Below are 18203 nucleotides of genomic sequence, written 5' to 3'. Positions count from 1 at the left end.
CGCTACAGCCGGACGGTTCCCTCGATGCAGCTCGTGACCTGGCCGCCGACCCAGATGTTCCCGTCGTCGAGGCTGATGTGCACGCGGCCCCGGCGGCCGAGGACTGTTCCCTGTGACGCGGTGTACGGCGGCGCGGCCAGACCCGCGTCGGTCAGCCAGCGTGCAAGGCCCGCGTTCAGGCTGCCGGTCACGGGGTCTTCCCAGACGGGGTCTCCGCCGATGAACGCACGCACCTCGAGCTGGGTTTCCGCCGTGGACCCGCACGGGCCCACCACACCGATTTCCAGGCTGCCGGCCTTTGCCGGGTCGGGCTGCAGGTCCAACACTTCCTGCGCCGAGGCAAGCCGGACGCCGATCCACTGCGGACCATTGACCAGCCAGGACGCATCAAGAATGTTCTCCCGTGGGATCCCCAGGATTGCCGCTATCCGGCCGATGAGCACCTCATCCACGGGTTCATAACGGGTGAGCGGCGGCGCCTCAAAGGCCAGCTGGTCCTCCTGGATACGGATCGGGATCAGCCCCACGCCGCACTCCTGGATGAGCGTTCCGCCTGCCCGCGGTGACCCGCCGGCATCCAGCCAGGCCCTGGCCGAGCCGAGCGTTGGATGGCCGGCAAAAGGAAGTTCTTCCGTCGCGGTGAAGATCCTCACCCGGTAATCGGCCGCCGGGCTGCTGGGGGCCAGCAGGAACGTCGTTTCCGACAGGTTCGTCCAGGTGGCGAAGCGCTGCATCTCCTCGGCACTTAGGCCGTCGGCGTCGTGAACAACCGCCAAGGCGTTGCCCCGATACGGCTCGGCGGAAAAGACATCGACTTCGCTGTAGGGACGCGGCCTCATGGCGCCACTGGAGGCAGCACGCGTCATGACCGCGCCCAGCCGTCCAGCGCGGTGGTGATGCTCCCGACCAGGCGGTTGAAGCTCCGATCCAGGTCACGGGGCATTTCGTAGCCGCCGCTGGTTTCCAGCGAGACGAAGCCGTGAAGCGCCGCGCGGAGGAACCGGATCGCGTCGATGGCGTCGTCGCCCGAGAGTTGGTAGCCCGTCAGGACGCCGGTCATAACGTCCAGGAACGACGCCGCGACCTCCACCTCCTCGGGGTCCCCGCTGTCGACGGGCAGCATGGCCAACGGGTACAGGCCGCGGTGCTCCAGCGCCCACCCGCGGTAGGCGTGCGCGATGTTGATGATCGCATCATCCCGTGAACGTCCGATTGCGGCCTGCGCGATGACGCGGGTGAGTGAGCGCTTCGCATGCAGGGTCACGCCCCGCTGGAGGCCGGCGACGCCGTCGACGTGCTTGTAGAGCGAGGGGACCCGGACGCCGAAGCTGTCCGCGATGGCCGCGAGGTTCAGACCCTCGCTGTGGGGTTCGTCGAGCATCTGTGCCGCGCGCTCGACGACGGCGGCCGCGCTGAGTCCCGCCCTAGGCATGGTCGGTTCCGCGGTTGGTGTGTGCCCCGAGGACCCGGGCGAGGAACGGCAGCGCCAGGTCAAGGAGTTCGTTGGGTGTCTGGGCTTGCGGGTAGTGGCCGGCGCCGTCAATGACGGCGAGGGTGCCCAGACCGGCGGGGAGATCGGCAATGACACGTTCGCCCTCCGCGCGCGGGTCGGCCCAGTCCGGGTCGGCACTGCCCTGGATGACGAGGACGGGGCTGCGGACGTCGGCCAGCCGCGCCCCGGCGTCGGTGGGGGCGGTCTTCATCATGGCCTGCAGGACTTTCATGCGAGCCGGGTCCTGCATCACCGCGGCAATCTGCGACCGTTCAGCTGCCCAGTCGGTGGGCTTCACGGGTATGGCGATGTCGAGGTACTTCAGCCAGTTGGACACACTCCCGCGGAGCATGGTCTGCAGCAGCTGGAGGGAGGCGGCCCGATAGCGCGGAACGCGGAACATGCCACCGAGGTCCATGGACTGCTTCCGGGTGAACGGTGCAATCTCGACGACGCCGGCAATGAGGTCCGGCGCGTCGGCGGCGGCAATCGTGGCGGCGCCGCCGCTGATGGATTGGCCTACGAGGACTGCGGGACAACCGAGATGTTGCACCAGGGCCACGAGGTCGCCGGCGATGTCGGTACGGCTGTAGCCGTCCCAGCCGGTGCTGGACCCGCCGCAGCCGCGGATGTCCAGGTTTGCGACCCGGTAGCCCGCGGCGACCAATGCCGGCACGACGAAGCGGTACGAACGGCGGCTGTCGCCCATGCCGTGCGCGAGGACCACCAGCGGGCCCTCCCCCTGCAGGTCGTAGGCCAGCCGGTTCGTTCCAATGCTCAGGTACTCAGTCATGATGCCCTCCAGGCACTCGGTGTATGCCATAAAGCTAACTGACTTAGCTAAAAAGCACAATAGGTTAGCTTTCGCAGGTGCTGTCAGGTACACCACAGCGGGGGACGCGGTGGAGTTGTAATCTGGAATTGTGGGTCTGCCACCACGCCATAACGAGAGGATCATGATGTCTCGACTTACTGTGGGGAACATCTTCAAAGTCGCCGTCGCCCTCCTGTTTTTTCCTTTTATGCCTCTCCTGGTGCTGATGATCGGGGTGCGCAGGAGTAACTGGAAGGTGATTCTTGAGGGTGGCCTGTACGTAGCACTTGTCCTGGCTGCCGCCGCCGTCGCCGGGTACAGCGCGCTGGCCGTTCTCTCGTTCTTTGTGATTCTCGGGGTCGTGGCCGTGTCGGCCATGCGGTCCTACATGCTCCGGGACCTGTGGCTGCACCCGCGCGGTCGAGTACCGCAGGTTATGACCCAGCCCGCAGCCTCGGGGCCGCAGGTCCAGCACCCGTCTACGCCGGGGGCATCGAACCCTTCGCCCCCGGAGGACCTGCCACAGGCTTTGGCCTGGTCAGCCGCCCTCGCCCGGCAGAACAAGAACCGGATTCCCACCGAGGCGTATGTCAGCATCCTGGAAACCTGCCAGACGCTGGACGCGGTGATCGACGCCGAAACGCGCCAGCCGCTCGGCGATCCCCAGTTCGAGTACGAACTCACAGCTATGGTGCGTGACTTCCTGCCCAGCGTTCTTCGGAATTACGTGGCCATTCCGCCGAAGATGCTGGAGACCAAACAGGCGAGCGGAAGGACCCCCAACGAGGAACTGGTCGAGCAGCTGCAGCTCCTCGCCGGACAAGCAGACACACTGTACTCGGGCCGCCACCGCCGCACCTCCGCGGAACTGACCACCACGGGCAACTTCCTTCGGGAACGGTTTGGGCACCGCCAGGCCGGCTTCGACTTCGGTATCAAGTAGCCGCCCCGCCGTCGTCGGCTCACCCTTGCCCGACCCGCCCCGCAACCTCCCACACAGCCTGTTCACCCGCCCGAAACAGCCTCGAAACTCCAGTTGGCTAGCGTGATGAAACCAGCTAGAGGAGGACACGATGGACAGAATGCTGATCGGGCGCGACGCCGCTGAGGTGCTGACCAAAGGACTGGGCCGCCGGGGATTCCTCGGAGCCGCGGCGGGCATCGGCGCCCTGGCCTTCACCACCGGGTGCACAACCCAACCGGCCCACGCGCCGTCCCCGGCGGCGGCCGCCCGAGCGGGAAAAACCGGATCGCCTGGCGCCCAGCCGGAGGACATCCTGCAGCCGCACTCCGGCGATATCCCCGGGGACCACTACCTCGTCTCCACCCCCGACGAAGTGCTGTGGGGGTACGTGCCCACCGTGCATGCGACGCCGGTGGCACGGATGAAATCCGGCGAGACCATCACCATCGACGCCCTTTCCCATGAAGGGATCCTGGAAGACCAGGGCCGGGACCCGGTGTCCTTCTTCGGCGGCCACGGCGTTGAAGAAAGCGGGGTGCTTCAGGACGCCGTCGACATTGCCGCCGGCTACAACCGCACGCCGCGGAACTTCGATACCGACGGACCGCACGTCGTCACCGGTCCCGTCGCGGTCGAGGGCGCGGAGCCCGGCGATGTCCTGAAAATCGAAACGCTCGACGCCGTTCCCCGGGTTCCGTACGGCGTCGTCTCCAGCCGCCACGGTAAAGGTTCGCTTGCCGTGCAGCCCGGACCGGAAGCGCCCGCGGGCATCACCTTGGAGGAGGTCATGCCGCCGGTGGACACGGATAACCGCGGCTCCGGCGTTCCCACGGATTATCACAACGTCTCGGTCTTCACCGCGGTCGAGGACGGCAAGGGCGTGATGACCAGCGGCGAGATGAAGGTCCGTTTTCCGCTGCGCCCGTTCATGGGCATGATGGGTGTGGCCTTTGCCGAAACCAGCGGCCTCACCGACCCGGAAGCGAACTCGGTGCCGCCCACGCTTGGCGGGGGCAACATCGACATCCGCCACCTCGGTCCGGGATCCACCTTCTATCTGCCGGTCAAGGCCGACGGCGCCCTGTTCTATGTGGGCGATCCGCACATGGGTATGGGCGACGGCGAAGTGGCGCTGACCGCCATGGAGGGGTCCCTGCGCGGCACCTTCCGGCTGACCGTCTGCAAACCCGGCTCCGGCGACGCTCCGGAACTGGCCCACCGGTATCCGTTCGCCGAGACGGCGGACGCCTGGATCCCCATCGGCCTGTCCGACCCCGACGGCCTTGGTGGCGGCGGAGTGAACAGCGACCTGGATATTGCCATGCGGCGGGCGGTGGTCAATGCCCTGGACTTCCTCGAGCAGGAGAAAGGCATGGACCGCGCCGTTGCCTACGCCTATCTTTCCGCCGCTGCCGACTTTGCCATCTCCCAGGTGGTGGACCGGACCGTGGGTGTCCACGGGCTGATCCGGAAGGCGGACTTCAGCTAGGAAGGTTATCCGAGGCTTTCGAACACCATCGTCGCCTGGATGCGGTCTCCGCCACCGAAACCCTTGCTCCCGCTGCTCGCGGTCGTGATGGTGTGGAGCCGGTAGCCCTTTGCCGCCTGCTCGTTAATGGCCTTCTCCAGGGAGGTCAGGTTGCCCGACCCCGTTCCCAGCAGTTTCTCTTTGAGGATTTCCTGTAAGACGACGTAGTGCGGCATTGCGTAAAGTCCTTTTCGTTGCTGGCTAGTGGGCGCAATGCTACTGCACCTCCTCAAGTAGCCGGCGCGATACTGCTGCCGGGGTGTTGATAACGCTGGGCGCGGCCGGGTGAGCCTACAGTGACGTACATCACGTAAGCCCGGACACATCCACCTGCTTGGAGCGCCAATGACGACTGCCCACAGCACACCGCCCACCCACGAGCTCGGCAGCAGCGAGCGCGTGTGCGTCATCGGCGCCGGCTGCTCCGGAATCACGGCGGCCAAAGTTCTCCACGAACGGGGACTTGCCTTCGACTGCTTTGAACTCTCGGACCGGGTCGGTGGCAACTGGGTGTGGGGCAACAGCAACGGAGTGTCCGCGGCCTACAAGTCTCTGCACATCAACACCTCGCGCAGCCGGATGGAGTTCAGCGACTTTCCGATGCCCGCGAACCTGCCCAATTTCGCACGCCACGATCAGGTTGCGGCGTACTTCGACGCCTACGTCGACCACTTCGGGTTCCGAAACAAGATCACCTTCAACACCGGGGTGGAGCACGTGCAGCCTCTGCCCGACGGCGGCTTCGAGGTTCGGCTGAGCACCGGAGAGACCCGGCGCTACGGCTCGGTCATAGTGGCCAACGGCCACCACTGGGACCCGCGGATGCCGGAGCCGGCCTTCCCCGGCGCCGAAGGCTTCACCGGTGAGCAGATGCACTCCCACGAATACACGGACGAGCAACAGCTCACCGGCAAGCGGATCGTGGTGCTTGGAATGGGCAACTCGGCCATGGATATCTGTACAGATGCCAGCTACCACGCGGCCGAGACCTACCTCTCCCACCGCCGGGGCGTGCACATCATTCCTAAGTACGTCTTCGGCAAGCCCTTCGACGAGATCGGAGCGCACGAGAAGATCCCGTCCCGGGTCCGCTGGGGCGTCGCCCGCGTGGTCATGCGCGCCGCCACCGGCCCAATGTCGCGTTACGGCCTTCAGGAACCCGACCACAAGTTCGCCCAGGCCCACCCGACCGTCTCCAGCCGGATACTCGACAGGCTGGCCCACGGCGACGTGGTCCCGAAGCCCAACATCCAGCGTTTCGACGGTGACAGCGTCATCTTCACCGACGGCACCCGCGTCGCGGCCGACCTGGTGATCTACTGCACCGGCTACAAGATCTCGTTCCCGTTCTTTGACGCCGGCTTCCTCGACCCGTCCGGAGATAACGAGATCCGGCTCTACCAGCGGATGTTCCACCCGACGGTGCCGGGGCTGTACTTCATCGGACTGGTCCAGCCGCTCGGTGCGGTCATGCCGATCGCCGAGCGGCAGTCCGGGCTCGCCGCCGACCATCTCCAGGGCCGTTACACCCTGCCCGAGCGGGCCGCGATGGACGCCGAGATCGACCGCCACCGCAAGGCGATCACCAAAAGGTACGTCGCCAGCAAGCGGCACACCATCCAGGTGGATTTCGTCGATTACATGCGTGCCCTACGCAGCGAGCGCGATGCCGGAGCGCGGCGCAGAACCGCTGTGCAGGCCGCAACCAACCGTGTGGGGGCCTGACATGGCCGGGAACACTGAGCAGCACTCACGCCGCGTCGCCGTCGTCACCGGCGCCGCCCGCGGCATCGGGCACGCCACCGCGGCCCGTCTGTTGCGCCGCGGATGGATAGTCGGCGCGTTCGACATCGAAAGTCACGGCCTATCTGAGCTCAAGGACATCGCTGCCGCGCACGGCACCACCGTCGTCACCGGAACGCTCGATGTCCGGGATGCCCAGCAGTGGCGCGAAGCCCTGGCGTCCGTTTGCGAGGATCACTTGGACCTACTGGTCAACAACGCCGGGCTGCTGGCCGCCGGACCGTTCGTTGATACCGATCTCGAACGGCACCGGGCACTCGTGGACGTCAACGTTCTGGGCACCATCAACGGTGCCCATACCGCGTTCCCGTACCTGAAGAACGCTGACAGACCGGTGCTGCTCAACCTGGGATCCGCCTCAGCCATTTACGGGCAGCCCGATCTTGCCACCTACGGCGCCACGAAGTTCGCGGTCCGCGGCCTGACCGAGGCACTGGAACTGGAATGGGCGGAGCATGGCATTGCCGTGCTCGATCTGTGGCCTCTGTTCGTCAATACCGGGATGGTCAAGGGCGTCAATATCGGAGCAATCCAGTCGTTCGGCGTGCGGCTGAACGAAACCGATGTTGCCGCAGCCGCTGTCGCCGCCGTGGAACGCAGCATCAGGTCCCGCCGCAGCCCGAACTGGCCCCGCAACGTCCACCATGCCGTCGGATCGCAGGCACGCTTCCTGGCCGCGCTCTCCCAGGTGACTCCGAACTGGGCCAACCGGCTCCTCACCGAGCGTCTCACCCGGCGGCCGTCTGCCTCCTAGGTCCCTTCGGGACTATCCGCCCAGCGTTTTGCGGAGTTACGTGGCCATCCCGTTCAAGATGCTGGAAAATAAAACAGGCAAGCGGAAGAGCCCCAAATCAGGGATTGCTCGGGCAGCTGCAGGTTCTCTCCGGGCAGGCCAACACAACACCCAGCCCCGCCTAGCTGAGGAGAACCCGCATGTACCGCAATTTCCGCATCACCGCACCCGTCCTTGTCGCGGGCCTGGCAGTCATCACCGGATGCACCGCGGCCCCGGCCCCGTCCCCGGAGGAAACCGGAACACCCTCATCAACCAGCGTCGGAACACCCGAAAACACCTCCACGGCCTCCCCGACGGACCTAAGCGCATCAACCGCACCCGCTGGCTCCGGTGCGACGATCACCCTCAGCCGCGGGCAGGAACATAAAATTACGGAAGCGAACACGAGCGTCAGCATTACCTGCTCCGGCGGCGGGGACATCGACGTCGAGACCAGTGGCTCCTCCGTGCAGACCACTGGTCAATGTGAGGACATCGATATCCAGGGCAATGGCAACACAGTCAGTGGCGAGGACGCGGAAAGCCTCGAGATTGAGGGCAGCAATAATGAAGCCACCCTCAGCAATGTGCCCGACATCGATGTGGACGGAACCGCGAACACTGTCGGCGTCGAGGAAACCCGTGACATCGACGTCGAAGGAGAGAACAACACCGTCACGTACACCTCCGGGGACCCCGTGATCGAAACCGAGGGTACGAACTCCGTCGCGGCCCGATGAACACGGGCGTTGCCCCGCCCAGCACTTAACAGGACAGTGGCCGCCAAAAACAAAAACCGGACCACCCCCTGAGGGGTGGTCCGGTTTTGTTCACGATCTAAAAGCAGTGCTCCGCGGCCGGGAACTTACACGCGGTGCGTGCTGGCCAGCGGGCATGCCCACGTATCGACCCCGCCGCGGCCCACCCTGTTGATATAGGTGGTGACGTCCCGCAGGGATTGCCCAAACGCGGTTTCGGTGTACCGCACCCCCAACTGCTCACAGTGCTGGCGGACCAGCGGGGCGACTTTGCGCAGGTTCGGGCGGGACATGGAGGGGAACAGGTGGTGCTCAACCTGGAAGTTCAGTCCGCCCATAAAGGTATCCACCCACCGGCCGCCGGTGATGTTGCGGCTCATCAATACCTGGCGCCGCAGGAAATCGATGCCCGCGTCCTTGGGCGCGATCGGCATGCCGATGTGGTTCGGGGCGAAGGAGATACCCATGTACAGCCCGAAGACGGCGAGCTGGACGCCGATGAACGCTGCACCCTTGCCCGGTGAAAGAACCATGAAGACCAGCACCACATAACTGACCAGGCGCACAGCGATGAAGCTAAGTTCCACCCACCGCCGCTTGATCCGGCCCTTGCCCAGTACCCGTTTGATGCCCTGCACATGCAGGTTGACTCCCTCAAGCAGGAGCAGTGGGAAGAAAAAATATCCCTGTTTGGTGGCAAGCCAGCGCGTCAAACGGTTCGTGCGTGCTTCGGCTGCCTCGGGGGTGAAGGCCAGGACACCGGGAGCGATGTCCGGGTCCGTGCCGATTTTGTTCGGTGCGGCATGGTGCTTGCTGTGTTTTGCATTCCACCAGCCAAGGCCCATGCCGGCGAAGAGATTAACCACGATCAGCGAAACCCACTCGTTCCACTTCGGCGACACGAAGATCTGCCGGTGTGCGGCGTCGTGCCCCAGGAACGCGATCTGCGTCATCAGTAACGCCAGCACCACCGCGGTCACCATCTGCCACCAGGTGTCCCCCAGCAGGATGAAAGCCAGGGCCAGCACCAGACCCATCAGGGTTACCCCGATCAGCTTGGCCCAGTAGTAGCCGTAGTTCCGGCGCATATAGCCGGCTTCCTGGATCTGCCGGGTCAAAGCCGTGAAGTCGCTGAGGTGCCGTTGGCGGGCCGGGCCAGCTGGCCGGTGTTTGCCTTCTCCACTCGAATCCACGCTGGTACCCGTCATAAGGGCGTCTTCCATTCATTCACTTTCATATCGGCTGTCAGTCCTAAGTGCGCTTATCTTATCTGGAAAGACTGCTTCTCCGTTTCATTGCCATGGCAGGACGGTCAGCCGTGTTGGCGCACAAAAGGGCCCCCAACTTCAAGTCAACGACCCCCAACCGAGCGGAAGCGGCAAGGGATTCAGCGTCCCTTGGCTCCCCGGCAGTCCGCGAGCCGCGAGTCAGCCCGCGCTCTTGCGGTCCTCGCGTTTGCGCTGGGCCCGGGCCGCCAGGAACAACAGGGATCCGATCGCCACGTAGACAGCCGAACTCAGCCAGATGGCCGCGCTTTGCTGGGAGAGGAGCGCAATGCTCGCGATGATGGCGAGGACCGGCATGAACCGGGGCGCGGAGAAGTGGTCATGGTCGACCTTGTCCTTTTTGAGGACGAGGACGCTGACGTTGGCGGACAGGAACACCAGCAGCAGGAGCAGCACGGTGGTTTCGGCCAATGAGGCGACATTTCCGGTAAGGGTCAAAATGATCGTTAGTCCGGCAACCACAACAATGGAGACCCAGGGGGTGCGGCGGCCCGGCAGCACGCGGCTGAAGGCGCGGGGGAGCAGTTCCGCTTCCGCCAATCCGTAACCGACGCGGCTGGCCATGACCATAAACAGCAGCGCTCCGTTGGCGATCGCGATCAGGGCAATGATGCTGAAAAGCCAGGGCGGGATGCCCACACCGCTGGCTGCGACGACGTCGAGCAGGGGGCCGGTGGACTCGGCCAACTCGGATGGCTCCACCACGATGACCGCGCCGAGGGCGATAAGAAGGTAGACGAACCCGGCGGTGCAGATGGCTCCGAAGAGTGCGCGGGGGTAGGCCTTGGACGGGTTGCGTACTTCCTCGGCCATGTTCGCTGCCGCTTCGAAGCCGAGGAAGGAGAAAAACGCGACGATCGATGCGGCGAACGCGCCTTCGAGGGGCGGTACGTCCGGCGCGAATTCCAGGAGCCGCGCCGGTTCCCCGTTGCCGGCGGCGAATACAATGGCGCAGACGACAATGACGAGGACGAGGCCGGAGACCTCGATGACGGAAGCTATCAGGTTCGCGGTAAGGGACTCCTTGACGCCGCGCAGGTTGATCAGGGTCAGCACGATGATGAAGGCGACCGCTGCGGGGGCCGACGGCACATCGAAGAGCGCTGTAAGGTAATCGCCGGCGAAGGCGTTCGCGAGAGCAGCGGCTGTGGTGATTCCCGAGGCCATCATCAGGAAGCCAACGAGGAATGACACGTAGGGGATGCCAAAAGCCCGGTCGGCGTAGCGCGCGGCTCCTCCAGCGTGCGGGTACTTGGTGATCAGTTCCGCGTAGGTCGTGGCGGTGAGCAGGGCGACGACCAGGGCGATCAGCAGGGGGATCCAGATCGCGCCGCCGACGTCGGCTGCCATGGTGCCCACCAGGGTGTAAATGCCGGCACCGAGGGTGTCACCCACGATAAACCCGTACAACAGCAGCGCGCCGATGGCCCGCTTCAGCCCGGGTGATGATTCTGGCGTGGTTGTGCCGGGATCTTTCGTCATTGGGCTATTGGATTCCGTTTGCGGTCCCTGCGCAACTACTTGGGCGAAATCCAGTGCACCAAAGCCTTGAGGCAAGTAGACGAACACTATTTACCGGCTGGCAAACCTATCGGCAGCCACCAGGGTTAGTCTCAGCCCATGAGCGTATTCCCACAGGTGCTTCACACGGTTCTCGACACTACCGATGTGCGCGGGCTGGCAGAGTTCTACCGTCATCTGCTCGGACTCCAGTATCGGCCAGGAGATGAGCCGCCCGTGGGTGAGGGCATGCCTGACGACGTCGATTGGCTCGTTCTGACTGATGGGCAGGGCAACCGCAAGCTTGCTTTTCAGCACGTTGATCATTTGAAGAGGACAACATGGCCGGCGCCTGATGTGCCGATGCAGATGCACCTCGACCTAACAGTTCCTGACCGGGAGACACTCGACCATCACCACTCCAGGGCGCTGGCGTTGGGGGCAGAGCTCCGATTCGATCGTACGGACCACCTGGACGAGCCGTTGTACGTTTACGCCGATCCGGCCGGTCATCCGTTCTGCATCTTCGTAGCCTGAAGCATGACGTCCGCTGTCAGTTGAAGGATCCTTCACAGATTCAAGGTTTAGAGGTGCTTCTTCATTTTCGTGGTCACTATTTCGTAACCCATCGATTCATAGAGACCTCGGGCGCCGTGGTTGAATCCGAAGACGCTGAGTCCAAGAGTGTGGGCGCCTTGGGAACGCGCGTAGTCTTCCGCTAGCTTCATCGCCTTCCGGCCTAGCCCTTTGCCGCGATGCTCCTCATCAACGACTATGTCCCACACCCACCAAGAGCGATTATCTTCAGAACTGTCAGTTCCAATCCAGAGGTAGCCAATGGTTGTGCCAGTACCGTCAAGAACATCGAACACGGCGTTATCCATGGTTGGAGTGTTCTCAGGAAACGCGGCATTGAGGCTCTCATAGGCACGCCGATGTGCCTCTTGCGGGGATTCGCCTGCCGTAATGAGATCGGATGCGTATTCGGTGCGGCTTCGTTCCATCCAGGCGGGGAATTGTTGGGCGCTGAGAGGAATGAGCTGAACAGTCATTTGGTCAGCCTGACAGCAAGATGCAGGAGCGGCAAAAGTCGTTACAGGGATCCTCGCGGAGAGCGTCCCGCGAGATACGCAGAGCAAGCCCACTGCCAATGAAACTTTGTGCCCCGTAAGCCGGTCCATGGCCGGCCAAGCGGATACCCCAAACCGGCGCTTCTATGACTCGTGAGAACATCATCGAGTGACCGACGCCACTTCGCTTGAGCTGCCGCCCCTATATGAGTCCCTGACCTGGCTCACTCCGCTTTCCGAGGAACGTGCCGCTCACCTTGTGGCGTTCTTGTCCGACCCGGCGCCGGCTGAGGTTCTGGACATGGGGTGCGGATGGGGCGAACTACTACTTCGGGTTATGGCATCGGCCCCGCAGGCACGGGGGCGCGGAGTGGACAGTGCTTCCGCATCCATCGACCGAGCGAGGCAACAGGCATTGACTCGTGGGCTGCTCAACAGAGTGACGTTTGATTCGATGCCTGGGCTGGAAGCTCAGGATCGCCCCGCAGACGCTGTCATCTGCATCGGCGCGAGCCAGATCTGGGGGCCGCCGGTAGAGGACGCGCAGCCGCTCGACTACGCCGCGGCCCTGCGTGCACTTCGAGCTCTGGTGCTCCCCGGCGGCCGGCTCGTCTACGGCGAGGCGATCTGGTCAGCAACACCTCATCCGGCTGCTACCGCTCCTCTGGCTGGACGTGATGACGAGTACCTGACAGCAGATGCGTTACGCGAGCAGATCCGCGCCGTTGGTTTCGAGGTGGTGGACGACGACCAGGCAAGCGTTCAGGAGTGGGACGTCTTCGAGACCGGATACCGCGACAGGTTTACCCGTTGGCTGGAAACGCATGATGCCGACCATCCCGCCGCAGGGCAGGTCCGTCGGCAATATGAGGAACAGCGCGCTGCATATGAAGAGGGCTACCGGGGCGTCCTCGGGATGGCGTATTTCTGCCTTAGGGGGTAGGAGTCCTCAGCACCTCGCCGTCATCTGGCGCGCAGACATGCTGGCGTTCCACCCGGGGATCCCTTGCGGGACAGTCCGATCTTGCACGTTGATGACGGGGAGTTTCTATCGTCGGTGGGTCGATTCGTCGTACGCGCGTCCTGGGTCCGATGATGGGCCCATGAATTCTCTCCACGGAATCGATGTCGCCGCTGAGCTCCGGCAGGTCCACGCTCATTGGACCCCACGGGTCATTGGGCGCGTGAACGATCAGTACGTGAAGGTCGCGAAGCTGCTCGGTGAGCTGGTCTGGCACGCCCACGACGCGGAGGATGAGATGTTTCTCGTCATCTCCGGTCGGTTACGCATCCAGCTGCCCGATGCTGAGGAGGTCGTACTCACGCCGGGCCAGTTCTACGTCGTTCCCCGCGGGGTTCAGCACAATCCGATCGCGGACGAGGAGGTCGAGATCGTCCTCATCGAAACCGTCACTACCGCGCACACCGGCGACGTCGTCGTGGAGGGCACCGTTCCGGTCGAGAGGCAGGTCGGCGACTTCCGCTGATCTACACCTAAAACTTCGCGTCTCAACGTATGCAATAAGCCGAGCCGCTTATGGGATCTGCTGTGTAGTTCTCCGGTCATCGGTCACGTCGAAGCCCAACGCGGGGTCGGCAGGTAGAGGAAAACAATGGTCACCATGGCGGATTTGCCCGCACACTAGCTGCAGGGACGGCTAGAGAACGGGGAGGCTATGAGCGCGGAGTTGGTCATCAGTGTTCAGGGGCTGGAGAAGGCTTTCGGGAGATTCCAGGCTCTGAACGGGCTGAACCTACAGGTTGAGCGTGGGCAGGTGCACGGTTTTCTGGGGCCAAACGGTGCAGGGAAGTCAACAACTATCCGCGTGCTCTTGGGGCTGTTGAAGGCCGACGCCGGAGACCTGCATGTCCTGGGAAAGGATCCGTGGCGGGACGCCGTGCCGCTGCATCGGCGGCTTGCCTATGTGCCGGGCGATGTCGCGTTGTGGCCGGGCATGACGGGCGGCGAGGCCATCGACCTGCTGGGATCGCTCCGCGGCGGGCTGGACGAGGGGCGGCGGGCGGAACTGATCCAGCGGTTTGAGCTGGATCCCGCGAAGCGGGGCCGCCAGTACTCCAAGGGGAACCGGCAAAAGGTAGCCATCGTCGCCGCCCTGGCCTCCGACGTCGAGCTCCTGATCCTCGACGAGCCAACCAGCGGTCTGGACCCGCTGATGGAGAACGTCTTCCAGGAAGTGATCGGTGAGGCAAAGCAACGCGGCACCACGGTGCTGCTCAGCAGCCATATCCTCGCCGAAGTCGAAACCCTCGCGGACCGGGTGAGCATTATCCGGGACGGACGGATCGTGGAGGAAGGCACGCTGGCCCAGCTTCGCGGGCATACCACCACCGCCGTCCACGCCACTCTGGAACGGAACCCACAGCCCGGCCAGCTGACCGCGTTCGGGGACGTGCACCTGGACGGCAGCAAACTCACGGCTGTGGTGGAGTCCGCACGGGTGGGTGAGGCAATGGCAGCACTCACCCCGTTCGGCATCACATCGCTGACCGTTGAACCGCCCTCGTTGGAGAGCCTCTTCCTGCGGCTGTACGACGATGACACCCGGGCGCGCCCATGAGTAACGCCCTGACGGGTACCGGACCCCTGCTGCGTGCTACTGTCCGGTTCGACGGACGCAGCTTTGTGCCGTGGATCCTGATCGCGACGGCGCTCTCTGCGTCCTCCGTGCTCGTCTACCCATGGGTCTTTCCCACCCAGCAGGACCGCCTCGGACTCGCCCTTGCCATTGGCTCCAACCCGGCCCTGGGCCTGATCTTCGGGCCGGCCTACGATCTGAGCACCGACGACGGTTTCAACGCCTGGCGCAGCCTCGCCCTGGGCGGATTCCTCGCCGCACTCGGATCGATTTTCACCGTCACCCGGTCCAGCCGGGGCCAGGAGGACTCCGGACAGGCCGAGCTTCTGGCATCCGGTGTGCTGGGCCGGAGCAGCCGTCTTCTGGCGGGAGTGAGCCTGGCCCTGATTGGCTCGACGGCTCTCGGAACCGTTGCCGGAGTCGTCACTTCCTGGTGCGGCGGCGGCTGGAATGCCTCCCTGCTGCTGGGAGCAACGTTCACTGCCACCGGTTGGATGTTCACTGCGGTCGCCGCTGTGACCGCGCAGCTGGGATCCGATGCGCGGACGGCGAACTCACTGGCCGTCGGCACCTTCGGCGCACTGTTCCTGCTGCGCGGCTTCCTGTATTCGGTGGAGGCACCGGACTGGACGTCCTGGATAAATCCGTTGAGTTGGATGACGGAAACCCGGCCGGCCAGCGGCAACCACTGGTGGCCCCTGCTCCCCGCAATGGCCCTCACCCTCGTCCTGCTCGGTATAGCCTTCCTGCTGCAGTCGCGGCGAGACTTCGGGCAGGGGGCAATCGTCCCCGGGCCCGGCCCCGCCCGGGGCAGGGTTGGAACTCCGTGGAGCCTGGTGGTCCGGCTGAACCGCGCCCCGCTCCTGACGTGGACCGTTGCATTCATGATTATCGGGGTGGTCTTCGGGTTTTTTGCCCGCTCCTTTAAGGAGATCCTGAGCGGTGACAGTGCAACCGCCTCGGTTCTCGCATCCGGTGCAGCCACGCCGGATGGCCTCGCGCCGGCCTTCCTGGTGACGATCCTGAGCCTGGTCGGTATTCTCGCGGCCATTCCCGGCGTGCAGATCCTGCAGAAGGTGCGGATCGAGGAACTGGAGGGCCGGCTGGAGCCCGTTCTGGCCGCCGCCGTTCCGCGCTCCCGTTACTTCACGGCAAACGTCATGCTCGCATTGGCCACACCAACCATCTACCTGCTTCTCGCTGGAGCCATCATCACGGCGCTGGCCTCTGGGGACCTGGGCATCGACGCCGGCAAGGTTCTGCTGCAGGCCGTCGTGACGGTTCCGGCCGTATGGACGGCCACCGCTGTCTCGGTGGCGGTCGTCGGTGCGCGGCCGCAGGTGGTAATCGCGTCCTGGGCTGGTGTGTTTATTTCCTTCGTGCTCACGTTGCTGGGCCCGACGTTCAGGCTCTGGGACTGGGTACTGGCGATCAGTCCGTTCTGGCACGTTCCCAACGTTTCCGTCGACGACGCCGGCTGGGCCGGGTTGGCGGGAATCTCCGCCGTCACCGCCGTGTTCCTGCTGATCGGTTTCACTGGTTTTCGCCGTCGGGACCTCGATGGGTAGCCATCCGTCGCCGATGGAGCCGAGGAGTGGCGTTTAGACGTCGCGGCGGGGTCCCCACTCGGACGCAGGGGTGTGGCCGTTAGCTCCGGGTCGCAAACCGGACCTGAATTCGTTTGAGTTCAGCGCGTGGAAGTACTGCGGTCACGACGCCGCCGCCTGCGAGACGGGTTCCGATACCGTACACGAACGGGTCAGTATCGACCTCTGCACCGGGTACGTCGACTCCGTTGACGACGGTTCTGGCTTGGCCATTGACCATACGGCCGGTCACTGCGGGGGCGTGCTGGTCCCAGGGTTTGCCGCCGGGCCAGAGCTCCTGCCGGTACTGGTTCATCAAGATGTGGTTGACATGATCAGCCAGGAGGCTTTGAAGCGAGTGCTCGGACGGCTCCCGGTGCCAAGTGGTTCGCACGGCCTCCCACAGCTGCGGATATTGCATTCGCTCCACCTGTTCGATCAGCCAAGGGGGCCGGGGCCATGGCGGAACTTCCTCGATCGCCCTTCGGGTCTCCTCGTCGAGGTCCGCGAGGTTGACCGGGTCGGAGCGATCGTCCGGGTTTCGCCAGAGAGTGTAGGTGATGCTCGCTGTCATTTCGCTGTACCCACGTTCATCCAAGGCGGAGTTCAGGCTGACTAAGTCCGTGTCCTCCAGCGCCGGCTGGGGCATAAGCCCCAGCACCGGAATAGGCATGCGCTTCAGATTCTCGACCCATTCAGCACGGGGGTCGGGGGCGTCTTCGGGGATAATGCCAGCCAGTCTCATGCCTAGACTATGAATCAAACGAGGGTGCCTGTAAACGGGAATGGGTTGCAGGCCAAATGTCCCGCTAATGGATCCCTTAGCGGGCCGTGCGCATAGGAGGTTACGGATTTCGAGCCGGATCAACGTCACAACGTCTGGTTAGGATGAGGGGTGACCAGCCTAGCCACCTTGTGGCCACCCTTCGGATTAGTTCTCTCCACTCCACGTTTGGTTCTGCGACCGATCCAAGATGCAGACTTGCCCGCTGCCGTGGAAGCCGCGGAGGCTGGCATACATCCCCCAGGGCAGATGCCTTTTTCCCATCCGTGGACGGAGGCACGCCCTGAAGATCTTCCCGCAAACACTGCACGACGGATTTGGCGGCACGTGCAGAATCGACACCGGAGAAGTGGGCACTCCACTTCGGAGTCTGGAGAGGCAACGACTTTGTCGGGTGTCAGGACTTGAGTGCCGAAGGGTTTGGCACTCTCAAGACCGTGTCAACGGGCTCCTGGCTCCGCCAAGATGCTCAGGGCCAAGGCCTAGGCAAGGAAATGCGAACGGCAGTCATCCTCTACGCGTTCGATTGGTTGAAGGCGGACACCGCTGTTTCCGAGGCAGCAGTCTGGAACTCGTCTTCTCTGGGTGTGTCAAAATCTTTGGGTTACGAGCCCAACGGGATTTTCAGGGAATCTTGGAAACCTGCGGAATTAACAGAGGTTCAGTACCTGCGCCTAAGTTCGGAAAGGTTTATACGGCCCGCCTGGAACCTAGACGTGAGAGGACACGTACGTTCCGCAGACTATCTTGGGATTCCTCTTAACGACGGCTAGGTTCAATGCCACTGGGATTTTTTGAGAAACCGCCCTCACTCACAAGGCAACCCAAGTGCCCGTAAGCCGGTGCCGTGCTGCGACAGCCTGGCGCCACCCTCATGGGTTCGGGGGCGCCGCCAGCAAGATCCCACTTGCGGGCGCATGTGAGGCTACCTCACGTGTCGAATCGTACGCCTTCGGCCCTTGGCCGACGGATTGCGAGCAGGATCAGGACGAAGGTAGGGGAAGGTCGGCATCATTCCGCGCTGCAGATAGGGACTCTTGGGCCAGCTCCGGAGGCGTGAACGAACTATGCCTACCACCAGCAATCCTTGCGAGACGATCCAGCAAGCTGTAGGCAACGTCCATATTCTCAAGACCATCAAGACCGGAGAGGGCAGCTTCTCATGCTTCCTCCCACCGAGGGCTGTCCGCGTGTATTCCTGCCTCAAGCTCCGCCAGGGCCTGCCGAACGTAAACCTCCTCGTCAG

The 18203-nt window shown here is 63.9% G+C and carries 19 protein-coding genes; 11 read left to right on the top strand and 8 right to left on the bottom strand.

Features of this window, described 5'->3' with window-relative positions; all coding sequences use genetic code 11:
- Positions 1 to 2 precede the first annotated feature (2 nt).
- The 3 genes from QNO03_RS13945 to QNO03_RS13935 are packed head-to-tail and all read right to left on the bottom strand — an operon-like array spanning position 3 to position 2315.
- The gene (locus QNO03_RS13945) at positions 3 to 839 is read right to left on the bottom strand and encodes a PhzF family phenazine biosynthesis protein (RefSeq protein WP_289603758.1); all 837 of its coding nucleotides are present in this window, start codon (positions 837 to 839) and stop codon (positions 3 to 5) included.
- A gap of 23 nt (positions 840 to 862) precedes the next feature.
- Positions 863 to 1432, bottom strand: a complete 570-nt coding sequence (locus tag QNO03_RS13940) for a TetR/AcrR family transcriptional regulator (RefSeq protein WP_229951242.1) — start codon at positions 1430 to 1432, stop codon at positions 863 to 865.
- Positions 1425 to 2315, bottom strand: a complete 891-nt coding sequence (locus QNO03_RS13935; RefSeq protein ID WP_289603757.1) for an alpha/beta fold hydrolase — start codon at positions 2313 to 2315, stop codon at positions 1425 to 1427. The genes QNO03_RS13940 and QNO03_RS13935 overlap by 8 nt, the downstream gene beginning before the upstream one ends.
- A 136-nt stretch (positions 2316 to 2451) precedes the next feature.
- Here QNO03_RS13935 and QNO03_RS13930 point away from each other — a divergent pair, with 136 nt between their 5' ends.
- Positions 2452 to 3249, top strand: a complete 798-nt coding sequence (locus QNO03_RS13930) for a hypothetical protein (protein WP_289603756.1) — start codon at positions 2452 to 2454, stop codon at positions 3247 to 3249.
- A 130-nt stretch (positions 3250 to 3379) separates the two neighbouring features.
- Positions 3380 to 4759, top strand: a complete 1380-nt coding sequence (locus tag QNO03_RS13925) for an acetamidase/formamidase family protein (protein ID WP_289603755.1) — start codon at positions 3380 to 3382, stop codon at positions 4757 to 4759.
- 5 nt (positions 4760 to 4764) lie between these two features.
- On the opposite strand, the gene QNO03_RS13920 is transcribed toward QNO03_RS13925, so the two are convergent.
- Positions 4765 to 4974, bottom strand: coding sequence for a DUF4177 domain-containing protein (locus QNO03_RS13920; RefSeq protein ID WP_289603754.1), 210 nt, complete (start codon positions 4972 to 4974; stop codon positions 4765 to 4767).
- A gap of 169 nt (positions 4975 to 5143) precedes the next feature.
- On the opposite strand from QNO03_RS13920, the gene QNO03_RS13915 reads away from it, so the two are divergent.
- The 3 genes from QNO03_RS13915 to QNO03_RS13905 all read left to right on the top strand — a co-directional run bounded on the left by QNO03_RS13915 (position 5144) and on the right by QNO03_RS13905 (position 8116).
- On the top strand, positions 5144 to 6523 hold the full coding sequence (locus tag QNO03_RS13915; protein WP_289603753.1) for a flavin-containing monooxygenase: 1380 nt from the start codon (positions 5144 to 5146) through the stop codon (positions 6521 to 6523).
- Position 6524: 1 nt separating this feature from the next.
- Positions 6525 to 7355, top strand: a complete 831-nt coding sequence (locus QNO03_RS13910) for an SDR family oxidoreductase (protein ID WP_289603752.1) — start codon at positions 6525 to 6527, stop codon at positions 7353 to 7355.
- Between the two features lie 179 nt (positions 7356 to 7534).
- Positions 7535 to 8116, top strand: a complete 582-nt coding sequence (locus tag QNO03_RS13905; RefSeq protein WP_289603751.1) for a DUF3060 domain-containing protein — start codon at positions 7535 to 7537, stop codon at positions 8114 to 8116.
- A 125-nt stretch (positions 8117 to 8241) separates the two neighbouring features.
- Here QNO03_RS13905 and QNO03_RS13900 read toward each other — a convergent pair whose 3' ends face one another.
- Both QNO03_RS13900 and QNO03_RS13895 read right to left on the bottom strand, forming a co-directional pair.
- On the bottom strand, positions 8242 to 9357 hold the full coding sequence (locus QNO03_RS13900; RefSeq protein WP_229951256.1) for a fatty acid desaturase family protein: 1116 nt from the start codon (positions 9355 to 9357) through the stop codon (positions 8242 to 8244).
- Positions 9358 to 9561: 204 nt separating this feature from the next.
- On the bottom strand, positions 9562 to 10902 hold the full coding sequence (locus tag QNO03_RS13895) for an APC family permease (protein ID WP_289603750.1): 1341 nt from the start codon (positions 10900 to 10902) through the stop codon (positions 9562 to 9564).
- A gap of 138 nt (positions 10903 to 11040) precedes the next feature.
- Between QNO03_RS13895 and QNO03_RS13890 the strand changes: the two genes are divergently transcribed.
- On the top strand, positions 11041 to 11457 hold the full coding sequence (locus QNO03_RS13890) for a VOC family protein (RefSeq protein ID WP_289603749.1): 417 nt from the start codon (positions 11041 to 11043) through the stop codon (positions 11455 to 11457).
- Positions 11458 to 11504: 47 nt separating this feature from the next.
- On the opposite strand, the gene QNO03_RS13885 is transcribed toward QNO03_RS13890, so the two are convergent.
- Positions 11505 to 11972: a GNAT family N-acetyltransferase gene (locus QNO03_RS13885; protein WP_289603748.1), complete on the bottom strand. Its 468-nt coding sequence runs from the start codon at positions 11970 to 11972 to the stop codon at positions 11505 to 11507.
- Positions 11973 to 12159: 187 nt separating this feature from the next.
- On the opposite strand from QNO03_RS13885, the gene QNO03_RS13880 reads away from it, so the two are divergent.
- The 4 genes from QNO03_RS13880 (at position 12160) to QNO03_RS13865 (ending at position 16155) form a co-directional block, all read left to right on the top strand.
- Complete coding sequence (locus QNO03_RS13880; RefSeq protein WP_289603747.1) at positions 12160 to 12933, top strand: SAM-dependent methyltransferase; 774 nt, start codon at positions 12160 to 12162, stop codon at positions 12931 to 12933.
- A 160-nt stretch (positions 12934 to 13093) separates the two neighbouring features.
- Complete coding sequence (locus tag QNO03_RS13875) at positions 13094 to 13477, top strand: cupin domain-containing protein (RefSeq protein WP_289603746.1); 384 nt, start codon at positions 13094 to 13096, stop codon at positions 13475 to 13477.
- Between the two features lie 189 nt (positions 13478 to 13666).
- Entirely contained in the window at positions 13667 to 14569 is a 903-nt protein-coding gene (locus tag QNO03_RS13870; protein WP_289603745.1) for an ABC transporter ATP-binding protein, read from the top strand.
- Positions 14566 to 16155, top strand: a complete 1590-nt coding sequence (locus QNO03_RS13865; RefSeq protein ID WP_289603744.1) for an ABC transporter permease — start codon at positions 14566 to 14568, stop codon at positions 16153 to 16155. The genes QNO03_RS13870 and QNO03_RS13865 overlap by 4 nt, the downstream gene beginning before the upstream one ends.
- Before the next feature lie 79 nt (positions 16156 to 16234).
- Here QNO03_RS13865 and QNO03_RS13860 read toward each other — a convergent pair whose 3' ends face one another.
- Positions 16235 to 16918, bottom strand: coding sequence for a hypothetical protein (locus QNO03_RS13860; protein ID WP_289603743.1), 684 nt, complete (start codon positions 16916 to 16918; stop codon positions 16235 to 16237).
- Between the two features lie 356 nt (positions 16919 to 17274).
- Here QNO03_RS13860 and QNO03_RS13855 point away from each other — a divergent pair, with 356 nt between their 5' ends.
- Positions 17275 to 17730: a GNAT family N-acetyltransferase gene (locus QNO03_RS13855; protein ID WP_354003906.1), complete on the top strand. Its 456-nt coding sequence runs from the start codon at positions 17275 to 17277 to the stop codon at positions 17728 to 17730.
- Positions 17731 to 18203: the final 473 nt, after the last annotated feature.

This window comes from Arthrobacter sp. zg-Y877, from assembly GCF_030373105.1.
Lineage (GTDB): Bacteria > Actinomycetota > Actinomycetes > Actinomycetales > Micrococcaceae > Arthrobacter_B.
This window is presented reverse-complemented; position numbering and strand designations above follow the sequence as displayed.

Excerpts from the sequence above, each read along its gene's own strand:
- QNO03_RS13945 (WP_289603758.1), bottom strand. The coding sequence starts at position 839 with ATGAGGCCGCGTCCCTACAGCGAAGTCGATGTCTTTTCCGCCGAGCCG.
- QNO03_RS13940 (WP_229951242.1), bottom strand. The coding sequence starts at position 1,432 with ATGCCTAGGGCGGGACTCAGCGCGGCCGCCGTCGTCGAGCGCGCGGCA.
- QNO03_RS13935 (WP_289603757.1), bottom strand. The coding sequence starts at position 2,315 with ATGGCATACACCGAGTGCCTGGAGGGCATCATGACTGAGTACCTGAGC.
- QNO03_RS13930 (WP_289603756.1), top strand. The coding sequence starts at position 2,452 with ATGTCTCGACTTACTGTGGGGAACATCTTCAAAGTCGCCGTCGCCCTC.
- QNO03_RS13925 (WP_289603755.1), top strand. The coding sequence starts at position 3,380 with ATGGACAGAATGCTGATCGGGCGCGACGCCGCTGAGGTGCTGACCAAA.
- QNO03_RS13920 (WP_289603754.1), bottom strand. The coding sequence starts at position 4,974 with ATGCCGCACTACGTCGTCTTACAGGAAATCCTCAAAGAGAAACTGCTG.
- QNO03_RS13915 (WP_289603753.1), top strand. The coding sequence starts at position 5,144 with ATGACGACTGCCCACAGCACACCGCCCACCCACGAGCTCGGCAGCAGC.
- QNO03_RS13910 (WP_289603752.1), top strand. The coding sequence starts at position 6,525 with ATGGCCGGGAACACTGAGCAGCACTCACGCCGCGTCGCCGTCGTCACC.
- QNO03_RS13905 (WP_289603751.1), top strand. The coding sequence starts at position 7,535 with ATGTACCGCAATTTCCGCATCACCGCACCCGTCCTTGTCGCGGGCCTG.
- QNO03_RS13900 (WP_229951256.1), bottom strand. The coding sequence starts at position 9,357 with ATGGAAGACGCCCTTATGACGGGTACCAGCGTGGATTCGAGTGGAGAA.
- QNO03_RS13895 (WP_289603750.1), bottom strand. The coding sequence starts at position 10,902 with ATGACGAAAGATCCCGGCACAACCACGCCAGAATCATCACCCGGGCTG.
- QNO03_RS13890 (WP_289603749.1), top strand. The coding sequence starts at position 11,041 with ATGAGCGTATTCCCACAGGTGCTTCACACGGTTCTCGACACTACCGAT.
- QNO03_RS13885 (WP_289603748.1), bottom strand. The coding sequence starts at position 11,972 with ATGACTGTTCAGCTCATTCCTCTCAGCGCCCAACAATTCCCCGCCTGG.
- QNO03_RS13875 (WP_289603746.1), top strand. The coding sequence starts at position 13,094 with ATGAATTCTCTCCACGGAATCGATGTCGCCGCTGAGCTCCGGCAGGTC.
- QNO03_RS13870 (WP_289603745.1), top strand. The coding sequence starts at position 13,667 with ATGAGCGCGGAGTTGGTCATCAGTGTTCAGGGGCTGGAGAAGGCTTTC.
- QNO03_RS13865 (WP_289603744.1), top strand. The coding sequence starts at position 14,566 with ATGAGTAACGCCCTGACGGGTACCGGACCCCTGCTGCGTGCTACTGTC.
- QNO03_RS13860 (WP_289603743.1), bottom strand. The coding sequence starts at position 16,918 with ATGAGACTGGCTGGCATTATCCCCGAAGACGCCCCCGACCCCCGTGCT.